Annotated in this window: 23 protein-coding genes; 12 read left to right on the top strand and 11 right to left on the bottom strand. The window is 67.0% G+C overall.

Features of this window, described 5'->3' with window-relative positions:
* Positions 1-3: 3 nt before the first annotated feature.
* The 3 genes from QO015_RS19850 (at position 4) to QO015_RS19840 (ending at position 3,361) form a co-directional block, all read left to right on the top strand.
* Complete coding sequence (locus tag QO015_RS19850; protein WP_266283796.1) at positions 4-1,668, top strand: FAD-dependent oxidoreductase; 1,665 nt, start codon at positions 4-6, stop codon at positions 1,666-1,668.
* Positions 1,665-1,970 carry a UBP-type zinc finger domain-containing protein gene (locus tag QO015_RS19845; protein WP_266283794.1) on the top strand — a complete coding sequence of 102 codons (306 nt, stop codon included), beginning with the start codon at positions 1,665-1,667 and terminating at the stop codon, positions 1,968-1,970. The genes QO015_RS19850 and QO015_RS19845 overlap by 4 nt, the downstream gene beginning before the upstream one ends.
* Positions 1,971-2,143: 173 nt before the next feature.
* Entirely contained in the window at positions 2,144-3,361 is a 1,218-nt protein-coding gene (locus QO015_RS19840; RefSeq protein WP_266283793.1) for a glycosyltransferase family 4 protein, read from the top strand.
* A 34-nt stretch (positions 3,362-3,395) separates the two neighbouring features.
* On the opposite strand, the gene minE is transcribed toward QO015_RS19840, so the two are convergent.
* The 6 genes from minE to QO015_RS19810 all read right to left on the bottom strand — a co-directional run bounded on the left by minE (position 3,396) and on the right by QO015_RS19810 (position 7,990).
* Entirely contained in the window at positions 3,396-3,659 is a 264-nt protein-coding gene (gene minE / locus QO015_RS19835) for a cell division topological specificity factor MinE (protein ID WP_266283791.1), read from the bottom strand.
* Positions 3,656-4,474 carry a septum site-determining protein MinD gene (gene minD, locus QO015_RS19830; protein ID WP_266283789.1) on the bottom strand — a complete coding sequence of 273 codons (819 nt, stop codon included), beginning with the start codon at positions 4,472-4,474 and terminating at the stop codon, positions 3,656-3,658. The genes minE and minD overlap by 4 nt, the downstream gene beginning before the upstream one ends.
* A gap of 24 nt (positions 4,475-4,498) precedes the next feature.
* Positions 4,499-5,206, bottom strand: a complete 708-nt coding sequence (gene minC / locus QO015_RS19825) for a septum site-determining protein MinC (RefSeq protein WP_266283788.1) — start codon at positions 5,204-5,206, stop codon at positions 4,499-4,501.
* 242 nt (positions 5,207-5,448) lie between these two features.
* Positions 5,449-5,979: a GNAT family N-acetyltransferase gene (locus QO015_RS19820; RefSeq protein WP_307291001.1), complete on the bottom strand. Its 531-nt coding sequence runs from the start codon at positions 5,977-5,979 to the stop codon at positions 5,449-5,451.
* Between the two features lie 22 nt (positions 5,980-6,001).
* The gene (locus QO015_RS19815; RefSeq protein WP_266283786.1) at positions 6,002-7,039 is read right to left on the bottom strand and encodes an LLM class flavin-dependent oxidoreductase; all 1,038 of its coding nucleotides are present in this window, start codon (positions 7,037-7,039) and stop codon (positions 6,002-6,004) included.
* A gap of 99 nt (positions 7,040-7,138) precedes the next feature.
* Entirely contained in the window at positions 7,139-7,990 is an 852-nt protein-coding gene (locus tag QO015_RS19810) for an SH3 domain-containing protein (RefSeq protein ID WP_266283785.1), read from the bottom strand.
* A gap of 173 nt (positions 7,991-8,163) precedes the next feature.
* Between QO015_RS19810 and lepB the strand changes: the two genes are divergently transcribed.
* On the top strand, positions 8,164-8,955 hold the full coding sequence (lepB, locus tag QO015_RS19805) for a signal peptidase I (RefSeq protein ID WP_266283784.1): 792 nt from the start codon (positions 8,164-8,166) through the stop codon (positions 8,953-8,955).
* Positions 8,956-9,070: 115 nt separating this feature from the next.
* Entirely contained in the window at positions 9,071-10,240 is a 1,170-nt protein-coding gene (locus QO015_RS19800) for an MFS transporter (protein ID WP_266283783.1), read from the top strand.
* 64 nt (positions 10,241-10,304) lie between these two features.
* Here the strand turns inward: QO015_RS19800 and QO015_RS19795 are convergent, their stop codons facing one another.
* Positions 10,305-10,448, bottom strand: a complete 144-nt coding sequence (locus QO015_RS19795) for a hypothetical protein (RefSeq protein WP_266283782.1) — start codon at positions 10,446-10,448, stop codon at positions 10,305-10,307.
* Positions 10,449-10,606: 158 nt separating this feature from the next.
* Positions 10,607-11,521 carry a dienelactone hydrolase family protein gene (locus tag QO015_RS19790; RefSeq protein WP_266283781.1) on the bottom strand — a complete coding sequence of 305 codons (915 nt, stop codon included), beginning with the start codon at positions 11,519-11,521 and terminating at the stop codon, positions 10,607-10,609.
* 575 nt (positions 11,522-12,096) lie between these two features.
* Here QO015_RS19790 and QO015_RS19785 point away from each other — a divergent pair.
* The 7 genes from QO015_RS19785 to QO015_RS19755 all read left to right on the top strand — a co-directional run bounded on the left by QO015_RS19785 (position 12,097) and on the right by QO015_RS19755 (position 17,139).
* Entirely contained in the window at positions 12,097-12,309 is a 213-nt protein-coding gene (locus QO015_RS19785) for a cold-shock protein (RefSeq protein ID WP_266283780.1), read from the top strand.
* Positions 12,310-12,653: 344 nt separating this feature from the next.
* Positions 12,654-13,157, top strand: a complete 504-nt coding sequence (locus QO015_RS19780) for a type III secretion system chaperone family protein (protein WP_266283778.1) — start codon at positions 12,654-12,656, stop codon at positions 13,155-13,157.
* Between the two features lie 68 nt (positions 13,158-13,225).
* Complete coding sequence (gene pip / locus QO015_RS19775) at positions 13,226-14,203, top strand: prolyl aminopeptidase (protein ID WP_266283776.1); 978 nt, start codon at positions 13,226-13,228, stop codon at positions 14,201-14,203.
* 50 nt (positions 14,204-14,253) lie between these two features.
* A complete protein-coding gene (proC, locus tag QO015_RS19770) occupies positions 14,254-15,078 on the top strand; it encodes a pyrroline-5-carboxylate reductase (RefSeq protein ID WP_266283774.1) in 825 nt (274 codons plus the stop codon).
* Positions 15,079-15,138: 60 nt separating this feature from the next.
* Entirely contained in the window at positions 15,139-15,819 is a 681-nt protein-coding gene (locus QO015_RS19765) for a TetR/AcrR family transcriptional regulator (protein WP_266283773.1), read from the top strand.
* Positions 15,820-15,871: 52 nt separating this feature from the next.
* The gene (locus QO015_RS19760) at positions 15,872-16,225 is read left to right on the top strand and encodes a tRNA-binding protein (protein ID WP_266283772.1); all 354 of its coding nucleotides are present in this window, start codon (positions 15,872-15,874) and stop codon (positions 16,223-16,225) included.
* A gap of 83 nt (positions 16,226-16,308) precedes the next feature.
* Positions 16,309-17,139, top strand: coding sequence for a VOC family protein (locus QO015_RS19755; RefSeq protein WP_266283771.1), 831 nt, complete (start codon positions 16,309-16,311; stop codon positions 17,137-17,139).
* A gap of 60 nt (positions 17,140-17,199) precedes the next feature.
* Here the strand turns inward: QO015_RS19755 and QO015_RS19750 are convergent, their stop codons facing one another.
* The 3 genes from QO015_RS19750 to QO015_RS19740 all read right to left on the bottom strand — a co-directional run bounded on the left by QO015_RS19750 (position 17,200) and on the right by QO015_RS19740 (position 20,030).
* Positions 17,200-18,537 carry an ATP-binding protein gene (locus tag QO015_RS19750; RefSeq protein ID WP_370877474.1) on the bottom strand — a complete coding sequence of 446 codons (1,338 nt, stop codon included), beginning with the start codon at positions 18,535-18,537 and terminating at the stop codon, positions 17,200-17,202.
* Between the two features lie 206 nt (positions 18,538-18,743).
* Entirely contained in the window at positions 18,744-19,463 is a 720-nt protein-coding gene (locus QO015_RS19745) for a response regulator (RefSeq protein ID WP_266283770.1), read from the bottom strand.
* 18 nt (positions 19,464-19,481) lie between these two features.
* Complete coding sequence (locus QO015_RS19740) at positions 19,482-20,030, bottom strand: MarR family winged helix-turn-helix transcriptional regulator (RefSeq protein ID WP_266283768.1); 549 nt, start codon at positions 20,028-20,030, stop codon at positions 19,482-19,484.
* Positions 20,031-20,079: the final 49 nt, after the last annotated feature.

Genomic DNA, 20,079 nt, shown 5'->3' with positions numbered 1-20,079 from the left:
GCCATGGAGTCGACGACGGAAAGCCGCCACCACCAGATGTTTCCGGTCCTTTCGGACGACGACCTGACGCGGCTGGAGCGGTTCGCCAGCCCGATCTCCTATGCCGATGGTGATCATCTCGTGCGCGCCGGCTCGCAACTCGGCGGGCTGGTGGTGGTCCGGTCCGGACACGTCGCCGTCACCCGTCGCGACGCGGCCGGCGAGGAAGATCTCGTCGTCGAGCACGGCCCCGGCCAGTTCGTCGGCGAGATCTCGCAGCTCGCGGATCGGCCCGCCTTGATCGACGCCCGGGCCGTCGGCGCCGTCGAGGGGCTGGCCATTCCCGCCGCGCGGCTCCGCGCCCTCATGGTCGCCGAGGCCGATCTCGGCGAGCGCATCATGCGGGCGCTGATCCTGCGCCGCGTCGGCCTGATCGAGGCGAATGCAGGGCCGGTGATCGTCGGCCGCGCCGACGATGGCGACGTGCTGCGGCTGCAGGGCTTCCTTTCGCGCAACGGCATTCCCAACCAGCGTCTCGACCCGGACAGCGACGACGCGGCCCGCGCAATCGTCGCCCGTTTCGCAGTCCCGCCCGAGGCCCTGCCGATCGTCGTCTGCTCGAATGGCGACGTGTTGCGCAATCCGGACGAATCCGCTCTCGGCCGCTGCCTCGGTCTTGTTCGGCCGATCGATCCCGCGACCGTCTATGACGTTGCGGTGGTCGGCGCCGGTCCCGCGGGTCTCGCCACGGCCGTCTACGCGGCGTCGGAAGGGCTTTCGGTCCTCGTTCTCGATTCCCGTGCCTTCGGCGGCCAGGCCGGCGCGTCCGCCCGCATCGAGAACTATCTCGGCTTCCCAACCGGCATCACCGGCATGGCGCTGATGGCGAGGGCCTACAACCAGGCGCAGAAATTCGGCGCCGAGCTTGCGATCCCCGACACGGCGACGGCGATCGCCGCGACCGGGGACGGCTGCTTCCGCCTCGCCCTCGACGCCGGCGAGACCGCCACCGCGCGATCGGTCGTGGTCGCGAGCGGCGCGCGCTACCGCCATCCGCCCATTCCCGGCATCACCGACTTCGAGGGCGCGAGCGTGCATTACTGGGCCTCGCCGCTGGAGCGGAAGCTCTGCGCCGGCCAGGAAGTGGTGCTGGTCGGTGGCGGCAACTCGGCCGGTCAGGCCGCCGTGTTCCTCGCGGCGCAGGTGGCCAAGGTCCACATGCTCGTGCGCGGCGAAGGGTTGGCCGCGAGCATGTCGCGCTATCTGATCGACCGCATCGCCTCGCTTCCGAATGTCGAATTGTCGACGATGAGCGAGATCGTTGCCCTTGAGGGGGCGGGCGGCGAGCTTTCTCATGTCACCTGGCGCCATCGCGGCACCGGTGCCGAAACCCGCCGCCCTGTGCGCCACGTCTTCCTCTTCATCGGCGCCGATCCGAATACCGACTGGCTTTCGGGAAGCGGCGTCGCCCTCGATCCGCACGGCTTCGTCGAGACCGGGCGGGAGCCGGGGCGCCACGCCCTCGAGACAAGCATCGCCGGCATCTTCGCCGCCGGCGACGTCCGCGCGGGCTCGGTCAAACGCGTCGCAGCCGCCGTCGGCGAGGGCGCTCAGGTCTGTGCCGCGATCCACCAGTTCCTGGCCGCCCGCGGCCAGGCCCCCGCCCCTGTCGGAGCCGATGCGCAATGAGCGACGAATGCAGCCACCTGGATAGCATCCACACGGTGAAGCCGAGCGCCAAGGGATGCGAAGAGTGCCTCAAGAGCGGCAGCTGGTGGGTGCATCTGCGCCTCTGCCGCAGTTGCGGCCATGTCGGCTGCTGCGACGATTCCCCCAACAAGCACGCCACCCGACATTTTCACGCGACCGGCCACCCGATCATCGAGGGATATGATCCGCCGGAAGGCTGGGGCTGGTGCTATGTCGACGAGGTCTTCATCGACCTGCCCGACCAGACCCCGCAGGATGGCCCGATCCCGCGCTTCGTCTAGAGAAGGGCTTCCGGAGCGCGTCAGGACAAGATCGGCCGAAAGGATGACGAGGACCGCACCCGACCACCCATTCAGGGGGGCTCGCGCCCAAAGGGGTGGTTTGACAGAAAGAGGCTGAAATCTCCTCCTACCGACTGTCTCTTGTGGACATTGGAACGGAGGAGCGTTCGCGGATGCGCATACTCGCCTCAGCCTATGCCTGCGAACCCGGCGCGGGATCCGAACTCGGCAAGGGCTGGAACCTCGCCGCCGAAATGGCACGGCAAGGGCACGACGTGACGGTGCTCACCTGTGGCAGCCATCATCGCGAGGCCATCGAGCGCTATCGCGCGACGCATGACTGGCCTGATCGGCTCGACTTCGCCTGGCATGATATCCCCGGCTGGCCGGGACCGGGATATGCCAACGCGAAGGGCATTCGGCAGCACTACTATGTCTGGCAGATGAAGGCCCGCCGGGTGGTCGCGGAGCTGCATGCGCGGAACCGCTACGACGTCATCCATCACCTGACCTGGACGGTCCTTCGGTGGCCGTCGTTTCTGGGCGGGCTGGGGCCGCGTTTCGTGTTCGGCCCGGTCGGCGGTGGACAGAGTTCGCCATGGCGGCTGCGCAACGGATTTCCTGACCGGGGCCGGAAATTCGAGGCCAAGCGCGACGTGCTCAACATGGCGAGCCGGTTCGACCCGATGGTCCTGCGCTGCCTCGGTCAAGCCGATGCGATCCTGGTCACCGACGAAGCGACCAGGCGAATTGTCCCGCCATGGTGGCGCGACAAGGCTTTTGTAGTCACCGACATCTACGCACCCTCACTGGCCGCCGGCGCGCTCCGCCCGGCGGGTACCAATCGGGGCCTCGCCGTCCTTTTTGCTGGACGTCTCGAATACTGGAAAGGCGCTCAGTTGGCGCTAGGCGCACTGGCCCGCCTCCGCGATCGTATAGGCGGCCTGTCCTTCACGATTGCCGGTTCCGGCCCCGAGGAAGCTTATCTTCGCGGGATCGCCGCTGATCTCGGCATCGAGGACATCGTCCGCTTCGTGGGCAGCTTGCCACATGCCGAAATGAGCAGGCTCTATGCCGCTCACGACGTCTTCGTCTTTCCGAGCCTGCACGATTCGGCCGGACAGGCGATCGGCGAGGCGATGGCGCATGGCCTGCCCGTCGTCTGCCTCGATCTTGGTGGACCGGGCGTTGTCGTCGACGAGACATGCGGCGTGGTGGTCCCGACAAGGGGTCGCAGCCGGACCGCCGTCGAGAGCGCTCTCGCCGATGCACTGGCGGAGATTGGCAGCGACACGGGTCGTCTCGCGTCGCTGCAAACTGGGGCACGCGCTCGCGCCACCCGTCTCAGCTATGAGCAGCGCGTTCAGGATCTCGTCCGAAGCTACTACTGAACCGGCCTTGCGGCCGGCTCCTCCGGAGAAGCCGCTAGGCGGCGCGGCGACGGATCGGGTTGGGCAGCTCGATCTCGACTTCGAGTGTCGAGACGGCCTCGTCGCGCTGCATCTTGACCTGCACCTTGTCGGACGGGATGTCGACGTGGCGCGAGATCACCGCGAGGATCTCCTCGCGCAGGATCGCCACGAGGTCGCTGGCGCCGGCCGAGACCCGCTCGTGCTGCAGCAGGATCTGCAGGCGGTCGCGCGCCACCGGGGCCGAACGGGTCGGCCGGAAGAAATCGAAGATCGTCATGCAGCCCTCCGCCCGAACAGCTTGCCCATCAGGCCGACGCGCTTGTCGGCCGGGATGATCATCGGAACCACATCGCCCTCGAGGCGCCGCGCGGCGTCGAGATAGGCGCGGGCCGGGGCGCTCTCCGCGGCGGCCAGCGTCACCGGCGAGCCCACATTGGAAGCGTTCAGCACCGCATCGCTCTCCGGGATGATGCCGAGCAGCGGGATCGACAGGATCTCGAGAACGTCGTCGACCTTCAGCATCTGCCCGCGCTCGGCGCGCGTCGCGTCGTAGCGGGTGAGCAGCAGGTGCTTCTCCATGTACTCGCCGCGCTCGGCCTTCTCGGTCTTGGCGTCGAGCATGCCGATGATGCGATCGCTGTCGCGCACCGAGGAGACCTCGGGATTGGTCACGACGACGGCGACGTCGGCATGGCGCATGGCGAGCAGCGCGCCGCGCTCGATGCCGGCCGGCGAATCGCAGACGATCCAGTCGAAGCTGTCGCGCAGCTCCTCCATGACGCGGGCGACGCCCTCGGAGGTCAGCGCGTCCTTGTCGCGGGTCTGCGAGGCGGGCAGCAGGTAGAGCGTCTCGAGCCGCTTGTCGCGGATAAGCGCCTGCTGGAGCTTCGCCTCGCCCTGCACGACATTGATGAGGTCGTAGACCACGCGGCGCTCGGCGCCCATCACGAGGTCGAGATTGCGCAGGCCGACGTCAAAGTCGACGACGGCGACGCGATTGCCGCCGAGCGCGAGCGCCGCGCCGAGCGCTGCCGTGGACGTCGTCTTGCCGACGCCGCCCTTGCCCGATGTGACCACCAGAACCTGCGACATACCCCTTGCTCCTCAAATCTCAGGTCAGGCCAGAGCGGCCATGTTCATCTTGTCGTCCGCGAGCCAGGCCTGGACGGCCTTGCCGCGGAACTTGGCGTCGATCTCGTCGGCCGTCTGGTAGAGCCCGTCGATGGCGATGAGCTCGGCCTCGAATTTCTGGCAGAAGATGCGGGCGGCGGCGTTGCCCGTCGTTCCCGCGATGGCGCGTCCACGCAGCGAGCCGTAGATGTGGACCGAGTTGCCGGCGATGATCTCGGCCCCGGAGGCGACCGAGCCGACGACGGTCACGTCACCCTGCGGGAAGATGATCGACTGGCCGGAGCGAACCGGCGTCTCGATCAGGAGCGAGGGGATCGGCCGATCGGCAAATCCCTGCTGCGGCTTGGGTGGCTCGGCGGACGGCCGGTGCACGATTTCCGCGTGCTTGCCACCGCTCACGGACGGCGGCAGGCCATAGCCGAGCCAGCTCGGATCGGCGCCCTCGACCCCCATCACCTTGATCTCGCGCTCGTAGAGCGTCGCGAGCAGGTCGGTGAAGTCACGCTTGGTGATGGGCAGGTTGGAGACGTCGAGAATGACGGGACGCGAGGCGAAATAGCCCTGCGAGCGGCCGGCCAGCTTGTCGAGCTCGGCCAGCCATTCGCCGAGCGGCAGCTCGGGCGCGAGAACGGTGGCGAGGAAGGAACGGCCCCGGAATCGGATCGTCTGGCGCTGTTTTGCTGCTGTGCTCACGGCGTGCTCTTTGCGTTCTGTTAAGCATTTTCTCGGCCCGTTCCGGTTAACGGCCGGTTAACGCCAAAACGCCTTCGGTTGCCCGAAATGGCGGATTTCCGAGCTTTCCGAGGTAAAAACACAGTTAAAATTTCGTCACCCGCCGCCCCTGGACGCGCCCGTGCGTTAACGCTGCCAGGCGCGACCTTCATGATTCGGCAGGGATTTCGGCGCGAGCCGCGATGCGGCCGCCGGGCCGATGCCTAAAGGCAGGGTGCCGTTTCGAACTCGTAGACCCGCCAGTGCTCGCCGTCGAATTGTTGGGAAAAGGCCTCGGGCGCATAGGCCGTCGTCACGCTTCGCCAGAATGCGCTTGCCGCGAGGTTTCTTTCCATGACGCCGATCTGCCAGCGGCCGGGATTGGCGCGGAGGACTTCGCGAAACGCCTGCGCGCCGACGCCTCTTCCGCGATAGGCCCTGAGGACGAAGAACTCCGCCACGAACTGCCGGTCGGTGGCTCCCGTGATCGGGCTCTCGTCGATCACGAGAACGAAGCCCGCCAGTTCGCCTCGCCACGCGATCAGATAGGGACGGCGCCAGAAACGGTCGAGAAAATCGTATTCGAAACGCCCGTCGGGCCCGATCGGAAAGTGAAAAATGTCCGTCATATCATAGAGATATAACTGGATCAGACACTCGACGACCGGTCGGTCCTCCTGCCCGGCGAGCCGGATCGATACGTCGCCCATGAATCGCGCCTCCCGGCGGGCAACTCTATCACGGCCGGCCCGCAAGACGGACGTATGCCGAGGCGATCTATGCCGGCCCCAGCGCCTTTCGCACCGCCGGCGCCACCTTGGTGCCGTAGAGCTCGATCGATTTCATGAGATCGGCATGCGGCAGCGTGCCGACGCTGAACTGGATCATGAAGCGGTCGTGCCTGAAGAACTCGTGCTGATAGAGGATCTTCTCCACCAGCTCGTCCGGGCTGCCGACGAAGAGAGCGCCGCGGAGCTTGCGCTGCGCCTCGAACTGCCCGCGCGTTGTCGGCGGCCAGCCGCGCTCGCGGCCGATGCGGCTCATCGTGTCGGCAAAGGGCGGGAAGGCAATGTCGGCCGCCTTCTGCGAGGTCTCGGCGATGAAGCCGTGCGAGTTGATGCCGACCGGCAGCCGCGATGCGTCATGGCCGGCACGGGTCGCCGCGTCGCGATAGAGCTGCACCAGCGGCGCAAAACGTTCCGGCTCGCCGCCGATGATCGCAACCGCCAGCGGCAGAGCCAGGGCGCCGGCCCGCACAACCGATTGCGGCGTGCCGCCGACGGCGATCCAGATCGGGATCCGATCCTGCTGGGGGCGCGGATAGACGCCGCGGTCCTGGATCGACGGCCTTGTCGTGCCTCGCCAGGTCACGCGCTCCGACTCGCGCAGCGCCAGAAGTAGCTCGAGCTTCTCGGAGAAGAGCGCGTCGTAATCGTCGAGATCGTAGCCGAACAGGGGGAACGATTCGATGAATGATCCCCGCCCCGCCATGATCTCGGCCCGTCCCTTGGACACGAGATCGAGCGTCGCGAAACGCTGGAACACGCGCACCGGATCGTCTGAAGAGAGCACGGTCACCGCGCTGGTGAGGCGGATATTGCGCGTGCGGGCTGCTGCCGCGGCGAGCAGGACCTCGGGTGCCGAGATGAGATAGTCGGGTCGATGATGCTCGCCGAGACCGAACACGTCGAGGCCGAGCTGGTCGGCGAGTTCGATTTCCTCGATCAGGTTGGCGATGCGCTGCGTCGGGCTGATCCGCGATTCGTCACGCGGATCGGCCATCCAGTCGCCGAAGGTGTAGATGCCGAGTTCCATAGGGGTCCTTGGGAACGATCCTCGCGGAAGGGTCGGACATCATAGCGAAGCGCGGCGGCATCCCGACAGGGCGCCGCCGCACGACAGAGCGTTCACCGATCAGCGCGGCGGACAGAACAGCGAGCCGGGCGTGCAGTTGAGACCGGGCATCGGCGGCTGATCCGGCGAGCGGGGTTTGGCCTGCGGCGGCTGATAAGGCGCGGGCCCGGGAGGCGGCGGGCGCTGTCCGGCATTCGGAGGCGGCGGGGGCGGCTTCTGCTGACCCTGATTGCCTCCCTGGCCCGCGTTCGGCGGCGGAGGACGCTGCCCGCCCTGCCCCGGAGGCGGACGGTTGCCGGGCGGCGGGCGATAGCCGGGCTCGTCGTCCCAGCCAGGCTGAGGCCGATTGCCGGGCGGCCGCCGGTATCCCGGACGGTCCCAGTCCGGCCGGTAGCCGGGTGGCGGCGGCCGATAGCCGGGCGCGCCCCAATCGGGCGGAGGCGGCGGCGGACGGTATCCGGGCGGCGGCGGCGGATAGCCGGGACCATAATAGGGCGGGCGCGGTCCCGGTCCGTAGTAGGGCGGGCGCGGACCATAATAGGGCGGCGGCGGCTCGAAATAGACCGGCGGCGGCGTGATGATCACAGGCGGCGGCGGTGGCGGAGGACCGCGATAGACGGGCGGCGGGCCAACGAAGCCGGCGAGATAGTTGTCGGACACCCAGCCGGGCGGACCGCCGGCGGAAACCTGGCACCAGTTCGGCACGCAGCCGAGAATGTCGACGCCCGTGCCCTGGGGCAGCGTGCCGATTTTTGCGTATCCGGTGCCGGGTCCGGTGCGCATGTTGACCGCTCCGGTCGTGAAGGCGTCGTCCGCCAGCGCGGCGCCCGCAAAGGCGACGACGAGGCCGGCGGCCAGCAGGCCGGCGCGAATATGGATCGCGCGTAGATGGATCGAGTGACCTGTCGTCAATCGCAACTCCTTCAAGGCGCCCGCGGGCGCGACTCACATTTTCGCCTCAGAGGCGGACCATAGAGCGCCGTCGCCTCGCGCGGCGTGCTGCCGATACGACATCGGACGGAACGGTTGCCCGCCCCTCCCGCATCGCCTACACACGGCTGCCTCCAATGTCGGAATTGCCATCCATGTCCGAAACCGAGAAGACCGCATCCGGCAATGCCGGCGGCAAGCCCGCGAAGAAGCCCGCCGATGACGGCATTCTGGGCACGCTTCGTGTCTTTGCCGAGGCACTCGTCATCGCATTCCTCGTTCGGACCTTTCTCTTTCAACCCTTCGTGATCCCCTCGGGTTCCCTGATACCGACGCTGGAGATCGGCGATTATCTGTTCGCCTCCAAGTATAGCTACGGCTATTCTCGCTATTCGTTTCCGTTTGGCTTCCCGCCCTTCTCGGGACGCATCTTCGGCTCCATGCCGAAGCAGGGCGACATCATCGTCTTCAAGGGCCCGCGCGACGGTTCGACCGACTATATCAAGCGCGTGATCGGACTCCCCGGCGATACGGTGCAGGTCACGGGCGGCAGGCTCTACATCAACGACAAGCTGGTGGAGCGGCGCCAGATCGAGAACTACACGACAACCAACCTGTTCGGACAGCAGGCCGAGGTGCCGCAATATATCGAGACGCTGCCCGACGGCGTCGAACACCGGATCATCGAGATCTCGGGCGACGAGGGGCAGTTCGACGATACGCCGCGTTACGAAGTGCCACCCGGCCATGTCTTCATGATGGGCGACAATCGCGACAATTCCGCCGACAGCCGCGACATGAACTCGATGGGCTACGTGCCGATCGACAATCTCGAGGGCAAGGCGCAGGTCATCTTCTTCTCGATCAACGACCAGACGCCGATCTGGAAGGTTTGGGACTGGCCCTGGGCGGTGCGGTGGGACCGCATCTTCAGCGGCATCCACTAAGTCCCGACCTCAATCGAGCGGCGGTCTGCGGCATTTTTGCTGCATCGCGGCAGCGCGCGCGGAGTCATAAGGGAGCGATAGTTCCCCTCGACGTTCCGCTCCAGGATCCGCCGCCATGCCTCTGGCGATCTTCGCCCTGGCCGTCGCCTCGTTCGGCGTCGGCACGACCGAATTCGTGATCATGGGGCTCCTGCCCGAACTTGCGCAGGACCTCGGCGTCTCGATCCCGCGCGCGGGCCTCCTCATTACCGGTTACGCGCTGGGCGTCGTGGTCGGCGGGCCGATCATCGCCATCGCCACGGCAGGCCTGCCGCGCAAGTCGACCCTGATCGGGCTCACCACTCTCTTCGCCCTCGGTAATCTGCTTTGCGCGCTGGCGCCGACCTACGGCTTGCTGATGGCCGCGCGCGTGGTTACCGCCTTCGGCCATGGCGCCTTCTTCGGTATCGGCTCGATCGTCGCCGCTTCACTCGTTCCGCAGAACCAGCGCGCCCGCGCCATGGCGATGATGTTCGCGGGGCTGACGCTCGCCAACATTCTGGGCGTGCCTGCGGGAACGGCGCTCGGCCAGGCTTTCGGCTGGCGGTCGACCTTCTTCGTCGTGGTAGCGATCGCGCTGGTCTCGGTGGCGGCCATCGTTGCATTCGTGCCCGCCGGGCGTGACGGCGAAAAGCCGGCCGGCCTCGCGAGCGAATTGCGCGTCTTCCGCGACGGACAGGTCTGGCTTGCGATGCTGATGAGCGTCGTGACCTCGGCGAGCCTTTTTGCCGTATTCACCTACATCGCGCCGATCCTGCAGACGGTCGCCGGCATCTCGCCGCGCGGCACCACGATCGTGCTGCTCCTCTTCGGCGTCGGCATCACGATCGGTAATCTCGTCGGTGGCCGCCTTGCCGACTGGCGGCTCATGGAGACGATCATGGGCGCGCTCGGCCTGCTGGCGCTGGTGCTGCTTCAGTTCGCAGTGAGCAGCCATTTCGCGCCGGCCGCCGCGGCGACGGTGTTCGTCTGGGGCGTCGTGTTCTTCGTGCTGATCCCGCCACTCCAGATGCGCGTCATCGAATGCGCATCGGCGGCGCCCAATCTCGCATCGACGCTCAACCAGGGCGCCTTCAATCTCGGCAACGCGCTCGGCGCCTGGATCGGCGGCGCCACGCTGACGCTCGGCTTCGCCTATGACGTGCTGCCGCTCGTCGGTGCGCTGCTTGCACTCATGGCGCTCGGCGTCGCGCTGACGACCTGGCGGATCGGTTGCCGGCGCAATGCGGTTGCGCTGGCCGAGTGATCCAGCACGGAGTCATCCGGCGCCGATGCGCAGGCCACATCGGTCCTGCGATCTAGGGCGAGCGTCAGTGCGCGTGGATCAGCGTACGCGACAATCCGGACGGCACCGCATCCGGGCCAGCGTCACAGCCGAAGGCCGCACTCGGCAACATGATGCTCAGCCAGATGGCCGCCGCGGCCAGCCAGGCCTCCGCGCCCAGACGTGTCATGACGCAACTCCCGACAGATCGGTTGTTCAATCGCTGTGGATTTTTGGAAGGTCCGCTCCCCCGGGTTGCGAGGGAGCGGTTTGACCGTCAAAATCTATGCAGCGATCGTGCCAAATTCATGACAAGCAGGCGAAGAAGCCGCTTTCAGTCGCGCCCTTTCAGGCGAGCGCGCCCTTCAGGAAATCGATCGTCCGGCCCCATGCGAGCGCCGCGGCCTTGGCGTCGTAACGGGCCGAAGAGGTGTCGTTGTTGAAGGCGTGGTTGACGCCATCATAGACAAAGAGCTGATAGTCGGTGCCCGCTGCCTTCAGCGCCGCCTCATAATCGGGGATGCCGGCATTGATGCGCTCGTCGAGGCCCGCATAATGAAGCATCAGCTTCGCCTTGATCTCCGGCACATCCGCCGCTTTCGCCTGCATTCCGTAATAGGCCACGCCGGCGACGAGGTTGGGATCGTTGACGGCAAGCTGGTTGACCATGCCACCGCCCCAGCAGAAGCCGACCGCGCCGACCTTGCCGTTGGAAGCGGGATTGTCCTTCAGCCACGCGACGGCCGCGATGGCCTCGGCGAGGGCTTCGGCAGGCTTCAGCTCGCCGATCATAGCGCGGGCCTTGTCCTCGTCGGCAGGCGTCCCGCCCGAGGTCGACAGGAGATCCACTCCGAGTGTCAGGAAGCCGTCCACCGCGAAGCGCCGCGTCACGTCCTCGATATGCGGGTTGAGACCGCGGTTCTCGTGGATGACGAGCACTGCCGGAAGCTTGCCGGACGCGTCCTTCGGCTTCGCGAGCAGCCCGGAGATCGGCTTGCCGGACGGGCCGGGGAAGCTGACGCGCTCGGTCACGATCCGGGCATCATCCTCGGCGACGACCGCAGCGCGCGCCTTGTCGGCGGCCAGCATCGGCACAACGGCGGCGGCTGCGGCCGAACTGCCGACGAGCTTCGTGAGCTTGTCCATAAAGCCACGTCGATCGAGCGTCAGATGCGTGTATTCGTCGTAGAGCTTGATCATTTCCTGCGTGACGGCAGGCTTGGCTTCGGAACCGGGTGTGCCGGGCTGTTCGGTGGCGGCCATGATCGCGTCGTCTCCCTCGTGATCGTCGGCGTCACTGCGGACGATGGTCTGATGTCGGATGGTGCGGAAGCTTCTCAGGCTGGAACGTCCAGTCCGACAAAGTCTTGGAGCGGCGGCGCCCCCATTCAAGGCGCCATGGCGCCGGGGCGATCACGATCCGTTCAGATCGCGTGATCGGCAGTGGAGCGGAGCGGCCTTGTCAAGCCTCGACCAAGCCTCGGGAGGGCGCCAATCCGAACTTGGCCAAGCAAAGCGGTCCGCTGCGACGATCTTCCGCCTGCACTCATCCTGTCATGTTACCGCCCGCTTCTTGGGCAGCGCTGTCCATCGCAGAGGCCGCGGGCCGAAAACGTTGATTTCCGTAGATTTCTACTGCATTCTTTAGGCGCGAGGTCAGACGAAGGACGGACGGAGACTGGGGTCGCGCGGTTCAAGGGAGGGGGCTTCTTGGCGAAGGAGGCGTTCCGCATCGCACCGGCCATCGGACGATACCGGCATTTTCCACCGACATCTGAGGACCCGAAGACGACGGCGGCCATACGGGCCGCTGCCACAGGAAAGTGAGAGGATCGGCCATGCGCCAGACCGGCACCGTCAAATTTTTCAATGCTTCCAAAGGCTTCGGATTCATTACTCCCGACCAGGGCGGATCCGACGTGTTCGTTCACGTCACCGCGGTCGAGCGCTCCGGCCTCAGCGGCCTCAACGATGGCATGCGCATTTCCTTCGAGACCGAGCCCGACAAGCGTGGCAAGGGCCCCAAGGCCGTTGATCTGCGCCCGATCTGACCGATCGCGAAGACTGTCCCCATCGCGCGCCCCGGATCATTTCCGGGGCGTTTTTCTTTCTCCGATCAGGCAGCGCACAACGATTGCTGCGGCGCCGCCAAAAGCGCGATCAACAGCCTTTCGCACTCGCGAGCAAATGTGATCTCGCCATTCGGACCGACCGCTATATATTCATAGACAACAGATTCGCGCTGCCTGGCTTCGTGCCAATACGGGTTTCGGGTGATCGTGTCGCCGCTTCGGCTGGCCGCCTTTCGCTCGGAAACGGAGGGAGGACTTCGGTTCTCCGACCGGAATTGCTTGTTGTGCGTGCTTTCCCTTCCGATCAAGCGCGAGGATCGGCCATGAGCCTCATCGAATTCGAGACCGAAGACCGTCGATCGAACCCCGTCGACACGATCGAGCATATCGCTGCGATCAACGACTGGAGTTTCGAGCGTTCGGCCGACGACGAGATCACGATCGCGATCGGCGGCGGGTGGTGCGACTACCATGTCTCCTTCTCCTGGATGGAGGACATGGAGGCGATGCACCTGGCCTGCGCGTTCGATCTCAAGGTGACCGAGCCGCGCAAGACCGAGGTGATGCGCCTTCTTTCGCTGGTCAACGAGCAGCTCTGGATCGGCCATTTCGATCTCTGGGGCAAGGAAGGCGTCGTGATGTATCGCCAGACCATGCTCCTCGCCGGCGGCGCCGAGCCGAATGCCGCGCAGGTCGAGGGCCTGCTCGAGAACGCGATCGAGAGCTGCGAGCGCTACTACCAGGCGTTCCAGTTCGTCGTCTGGGCCGGCAAGCCCGCCCAGGAAGCGCTTGATACCGTTATGTTCGAGACCGTCGGCGAGGCCTGACGGCAGCCTGAGATTCCAACGAGAGGTCGCCGCCCGCGCGGCGACCTTTTTCATATGCGCCTCCGCCCGTGATCGACGGCCTCTACCTGCCCGCGCCCCCGTTCCGCTCCGGCCATCTCACGATGCCGGACGGCGACGACATCTATTTCGAGCTTTCGGGCAATCCCGCGGGCCGGCCGGCGCTGTATCTCCATGGCGGGCCGGGCAGCGGCCTCAGGGGCGATCGCTACCGCCGCCCCTTCGATCCTGAGCGCTACTGCATCCTCGGCATCGACCAGCGCGGCTGTGGGCGGAGCACGCCGCTCGCGAGCGAGCGGCCCGACAGGCTTGGCAACAACACCACCGACCGCCTGATCGCCGATATCGAGACGATCCGCGCCCATCTCGGATTCGGCGACGTCGTCGTCACCGGCGGCTCCTGGGGCGCCACGCTCGCCATCGCCTATGCCGAGGCACATCCGGACCGTGTCGCGGCGCTAGTGCTGATGGCGGTGACGACCACCAGCCGCGCGGAGGTCGACTGGATGACAGAGGCGATGGGCCGAGTCTTCCCAGAGGCCTGGCAACGCTTCGAGGAGGCGTCGGAACGCAGGCCGGGCGAACGGATCGTCGAGGCCTATGCGAGACGGCTCGCGTCCGGTCCGCGCGACGACCGGCTCGCCGCCGCCGCTGCCTGGAATGCATGGGAAGACACCCATGTCGCGCTCGATCCGAACTTCGCGCCGCTGGCCGGACGGTTCGACGAGACAGCCGGCCTCGTCTTCGCGACGCTCGCCACGCATTATTTCGCCCATGACGGCTTCCGGCCCGGCAACGAGTCCCTCCTTGAGGGCATCGGCCGCATAGCGCATGTCCCGGCCGTGCTCATTCACGGGCGGCGCGACATCAGCAGCCCGCTCGTCACGCCGTGCGAACTCTATCGCCGCTGGCCGGCGAGCCGGCTGGTGGTCATCGAAAGCGAAGGCCATGGCGGGCCGCTTTCGTTGCTGGCAATGCGCGAGGCCCTCGACGCCCTGGCGGGCGGAGGAGCGGCGGCTTCCCAATAGAAGGCTTCCCGGTCTATGACCGCTCTCTCTCGAAACCGACCGGTGGCACCATGGCTTTCCCAGAACTAACGCCCGAATCCCCGCTCGTCCTGATCGGCGCCGGCAAGATGGGCGGCGCGCTGCTCGCCGGCTGGCTGAAGGTCGGACTCGATCCCAAGGCTGTGGTGGTGGTCGATCCGGGTCCGCCGCCGGAGACAATCGAGATGTTGGCGAAGGCCGGCATCGCGCACCAAAGCGTCCCGCCTTCGGGGATCGTGGCGCGCGTGCTGCTGATTGCGGTGAAGCCGCAGATGATGGGCGCGGCGCTTCCGGCGGTGCGTGCGCTGGTGGGGCCAAGGACCGTCAGCGTCTCCATTGCGGCCGGAACGACGGTCGCGACGCTCGAAGCAGCGCTCGGCGGCGCGATCGTCCGCGCCATGCCGAACACGCCCGCGCAGGTCGGACGCGGCGCCACCGGCCTCTATGCCAACGCAGCCGTGTCAAAGGCCGACCGCGCGCTGGTTGGCGCACTAATCGAGGCGGTCGGCATCGTCGGCTGGGTCGACGAAGAAAGCCTCATCGATGCGGTGACCGCGATGTCCGGTTCCGGCCCGGCCTATGTGTTCCTTCTCGCCGAGGCGCTCGCCGCGGCAGGCATCGCGGCCGGCCTGCCGCCGGAACTGGCCGAGCGCTTTGCGCGCGCGACGGTGTCGGGGTCGGGAGAACTGCTCGAACATTCGCCGCTGCCGCCCGGCGAACTGCGCCGCAACGTCACCTCGCCGAACGGCACCACGGCGGCGGCGCTCGCGGTCCTGATGGCGGAGGACGGGCTCGGGCCGCTGATGCATCAGGCCGTGGCGGCCGCAAAACGGCGCGCCGAAGAACTAGCGGGCTGAAAGAGGGCGCATTCGCGCCCTATCTTCTCTCAAGGCCGATCAGCTTCAGGGAGCAGAGTCATGCATCAGGCAGTACCGGATCCGATCATCGACGCCTTCATGTCGCTGCTCGCCGAGAAGCGCTTCGAAGCGATCACCCTCCCCGAGATCGCGACCCGGGCGAACCTCTCGCTGGGCGAATTGCGCGAAGGCGCCGACGGCAAACTGGCCATTCTCGGTGCCTTCATGCGCCGCATCGACCGCGCGGTGCTCGACGAGATCGAGCCCGGCGATGCCGGCGGCGATTCGCATCGCGACCGTCTCTTCGACGTCCTGATGCGCCGCTTCGACCGCCTCGCCGCCTATCGCCGGTCCATCGCGCATCTCGGCGAAAGTTGCCGCCGTGATCCGGCCCTGGCGCTCGCAGTCAACGCCGCCGCGCTGCCGTCCGCACGCTACATGCTGGCGACGGCCGGCATCGGATCGGACGGAATGCGCGGCATCGCGCGTACCGAAGGACTGGCGCTGCTCATGGCCAAGGTTTCCGCCGTCTGGGTCGACGACACCGATCCCGATCAGTCGCGAACCATGTCGGCTCTCGACCGGGCGCTGTCGCGAGCCGAAGGCTGGGACCAGCGGCTCGGCCGCGTCGAACGGACGCTCTGCGGGATCGCCCGCCGCTTCTCGTCCCGCCGTTCGTCCCCTCGCCCGTCGACTGTTCGCGAGGCGCCGCCCGCTGGCGCCGGCGACGTTCCGGCTTGACGCGGCGGCTGGCGATGCTACGTCGCGCTGACCCTCACAAGGAGCAGCGGCGATGGACGACACGGCGAGCGCGACGATTGGTTTCGACGATTTCCTGAAGGTCGACATCAGGGCCGGAACCATCGTCGAAGCGGCGCCCTTCCCGGAAGCGCGCAAGCCGGCCTACAAGCTCGTCATCGATTTCGGGCCGGTGATCGGCCGCAAGAAATCCTCCGCGCAGATCACCCGGCATTACGGCGCCGACGAACTCGTCGGCCGCCAGGTGCTCGCCGTGGTCAATTTCCCGCCGCGCCAGATCGGCCCCTTCATGTCGGAAGTGCTGACGCTCGGCCTGCCGGATACCGAGGGCGCGGTCGTGCTGACGGCGATAGAGCGCGCCGTTCCCGATGGCGCGCGGCTCTTCTGAGCACGGTGTGTTCACTTCGGCCCGGCTTTGCCTGCCCCGAGGATAGGCATAGCTAGGATGGGACATCCGGATTGGAACCGATCATGGCCGACGCCGCACCCTCCCCGACGCTTCCCTTCGCGCTCACCCGGCCGTTGCATGTCGCGGCCGTCGGGCTGAAGGCGAAGAGCGTCCCGACGCTCGCTTCCTATTATCGAGCCCTGCTCGGCCTCGAGACGATCGCGGAAAAGGACGGCCACGCGCTTCTCGGCGCGGGCGGCATCCCCTTCCTCGAACTCTCGGCGCTGCCGCCCGGCGCGGCGCTCGATGACCCGCGCAGCGCCGGCCTCTTCCACACCGCCTTCCTGATGCCGACCCGCGCCGATCTCGGCCGCTGGGTGAGGCATGCGATCGACAGGAGGATTCCGGTCGACGGCATGTCCGACCATGTGGTCAGCGAGGCCTTCTACCTCACCGATCCCGAGGGCAACGGCATCGAGGTCTATGCCGACCGGCCCGAGCAGGGCTGGCGCTGGAGCGACGGCAAGCTCGTCGACATGCGCACGGACCCGCTCGACGTGGACGCGATCCTCGAGTCGGTGCCGGCGGGCGCGGCGCCCTATGCGTCGGCGCCCGAGGCGCTCAGGATCGGCCATGTCCATCTGCGCGTCGGGAACGACAAGCTTGCCGAGGACTGGTGGACCTCCGAGATCGGTCTCGACGTCGTGGCCCGCTATCCCGGCGCGAGCTTCCTGTCGTCGGGCGGCTATCACCACCACATCGCCGGCAACATCTGGAGGAGTCGCGGCGCCGGCCCGCGCGATCCGGCCCGCGGCGGGCTCGCCTATGTCGCGCTCTCGGGCAGCGGTGTCACGGCCGAGCGCGAGGTCCTCGATCCGTGGGGCACGGTTGTCCAGCTCCGCAAGGGATCGTAGGGCGCAGGCTCGGGAGGACGCTGGGAGAATACCGGCGTCAGGGCACAGACCAATGCGCCATTAGGCCGGAATCCGGATCGTCGCCCTGAGACCGCCGAGCGGCGCCGTGCCGAGTTCCACGTCGCCGCCATGGGCGCGCGCAATGTCTCGGGCGATGGACAGGCCGAGGCCGGTGCCGCTCTCGTCGAGATTGCGCGCCTCGTCGAGCCGATAGAACGGCCGGAAGACCATCTCGCGCTCAGCTGGCGGAATGCCGGGTCCGTCATCGTCGACCGCGACGGAAAGCCAGCCATCGGCATGGACGGCCGTCACTTCGACTGTGGAGCCGTGCCGGCAGGCATTGGCGATGAGATTGCCGAGGCATCGCTTGAACTCGCTCGGCCGGAGATCGACGATCGGATCGCCCTCGAAGCGACCGGAAATCACATGGCCGACCCTGCGCGACCCGCTGACGACGTCCTCGATCAGCGCCGCGACATCGGTCGGAAGCGTCGGCTCGTCGACATCGCCGCGTGCGAACGCAAGATAGCCCTCCAGCATGCGCTGCATGTCGTCGACGTCGCGGCGCATGGCGCGCACGTCCTCGTTCTGCCGCAGCAGGGCCAGTTGCAGGCGGAAGCGCGTCAGCACGGTGCGGAGGTCATGGCTGACGCCGGCGAGCATGGTCGTGCGCTGCTCGATCTGGCGGTTGATGCGGTCCTTCATCTCGATGAAGGCGGCACCGGCGCGCCGCACCTCGCGGGCGCCCCGCGGCTTGAACTCCTCGATCGTTCTGCCCTTGCCGAAGCTCTCGGCGGCGTCGGCCAGCTGCTGGATCGGGCGGATCTGGTTGCGCAGGAAGACGATGGCGATGATGAGCAGCACCGCCGAGGTGCCGACCATCCAGAAGATGAAGATCTCGGAATTGGACGCATAGGTCTGGCTGCGGCGGGCGAGCACGCGCAGCACCTTGTCGCCGAGCTGGATGCGCACCTCGACGAGGTTGGACTTGCCGACCGTGTCGATCCAGAACGGCTTGCCGATCTGCTGGCTGATCTCGTCGGAAAGCGCGCTGTCGAGCAGCGAGAAGAAGGGTTTTGGCGCCGCGGGCGGCAGCGGCTCGCCCGGCACCACCGAGATGATGAGGCCGAGCCGATCCTGCGCGATGCGGATGATCTCGCCATAGGTCGGATCGGCGGGATAGGTCTCGATCAGGTCCACGATCGCCGCGATATCGCGCACCGTCGCCGCCGAGAGACGCCGCGTGACTGTCTGCCAGTGCCGCTCCATGAAGACGAAGGCGACGACCGACTGCAGGATGACGATCGGCGCGATGATGATGATGAGCGCCCGGGCATAGAGGCCCTTCGGCATCGCTGCGCCGAGGCGCTGGCCGAGAAAGCGATAGGGCGCCAGCAGTACCGACAGAACCGGCTCGGCGCGCCGAAGCCAGCGGCGCATCGCATTCATCACCGGCGCGCGGGTCAGCCGCCGCGCGCTCGCCACCATCGGCCAGTCGAGCCAGCTGCCGATGCGGCCGACGCGATGAAAGGGATGCGGCGGCCGCTCCGTCACGCGGCCGGTCCTTCAGCCATGAAGCCGCCCGTGATCGGCGCCGTCACGCCTCAGGCCTCCGTCACGAGGCGGTAGCCGATGCCGCGCACCGTCTGCAGATACAGCGGATTGGCCGGGTCGACCTCGATCTTGCGCCTGAGGCGGTTGATCTGGACGTCGATGGTGCGCTCGCCCGCCGGCTCGTCCTCGGAGAGCAGCGAGAGGCGCGGGACAGTCTCGTTCGGCGTCGCCGCGAAGACCGCCATGATCTGCCGCTCGCGATCGGTGAGACGGATGACCTCCTGCCCGCGCCGGAGCTCGCGCCGTCCGATATGGAAGGCGAACGGACCGAAGCGCAATTGCTCGATCAGCGGCGCCGCCGGCGCCGCGCCGCGCTTCAGGATGGCGTTGATCCGCAGCACCAGTTCGCGAGGCTCGAACGGCTTCCCGAGATAGTCGTCGGCACCGCCTTCGAAGCCACGGATGCGATGGTCGATCTCCGTCCGAGCGGTCAGCATCAGGATCGGCACCTGCATCGTCGCGCGGAGACCCTTGAGGAGGTCCAGTCCGTTTTCCCCCGGCATCATCACATCGAGGATGATGAGATCGAAGGCCAGCGAGGCGAGCAACAACCGCGCTTCGGCGGCATTCGCCGCGGTATCGACGCGAAACCCGTTGTCGGTCAGGTAGCGCGACAAGAGCGAGCGGATGCGCTGGTCGTCGTCGATGACGAGAAGATGCGGCGCATCGTCGGGAATGGCCGGGAACTCCGGACCGTCGGGATCGGTCATGGCACTCTCCAGCACGCGTTACCGACTGATCAGCCGCGACACCTTATCCCGTTCGTCGGCGTCGATCATCAGCTTGAGGAATCGCTCGGCGGCGGCGCGGCCCGCCGGGTCGAGCGCCGCGAGCGCGGCATTGATGCGCCGGGCCTGCGGTTCGGTCAGCCGGGCCGACAGCGCCCTGCCCTTCTCCGTCGGGTAGAGCAGGCGCTGGCGGCGGTCGACGGGGCCGGGCACCTGCTCGATGAAGCCGGTGTCGATCAGTTCCTTCAGCACGCGGCCGAGGCTCTGCTTGGTGATCTTCAGGATGTCCAGGAGGTCGGCGACCCGCATGCCGGGATGGCGGTCGACGAAGTGCAGCACGCGGTGATGGGCGCGGCCGAAATTGAAGTTCACGAGGACGGCGTCGGGGTCGGAGACGAAGTCCCGATAGGCATAGAACAGCAGTTCGATCAGCACGATCTCCGGCCTGTCGGCCACCGAGACCGGGGCCGTCACCAGCGGTCCGCCGCGCTCGGCGCGATCCGGCACTTCGGGATCCTCCGCCTCATCGGCGAAATTTACGTCAGTCATATTGACATATTTCGGTTCGATTGTTACGAGAATAGCCGCCGCGACGAAA

This window comes from Kaistia geumhonensis, from assembly GCF_030815145.1.
In the GTDB taxonomy this organism is placed as follows: domain Bacteria; phylum Pseudomonadota; class Alphaproteobacteria; order Rhizobiales; family Kaistiaceae; genus Kaistia; species Kaistia geumhonensis.
Note: the sequence above shows the minus strand (reverse complement) of the source record. Positions and strands in the feature narration are given on the sequence as shown.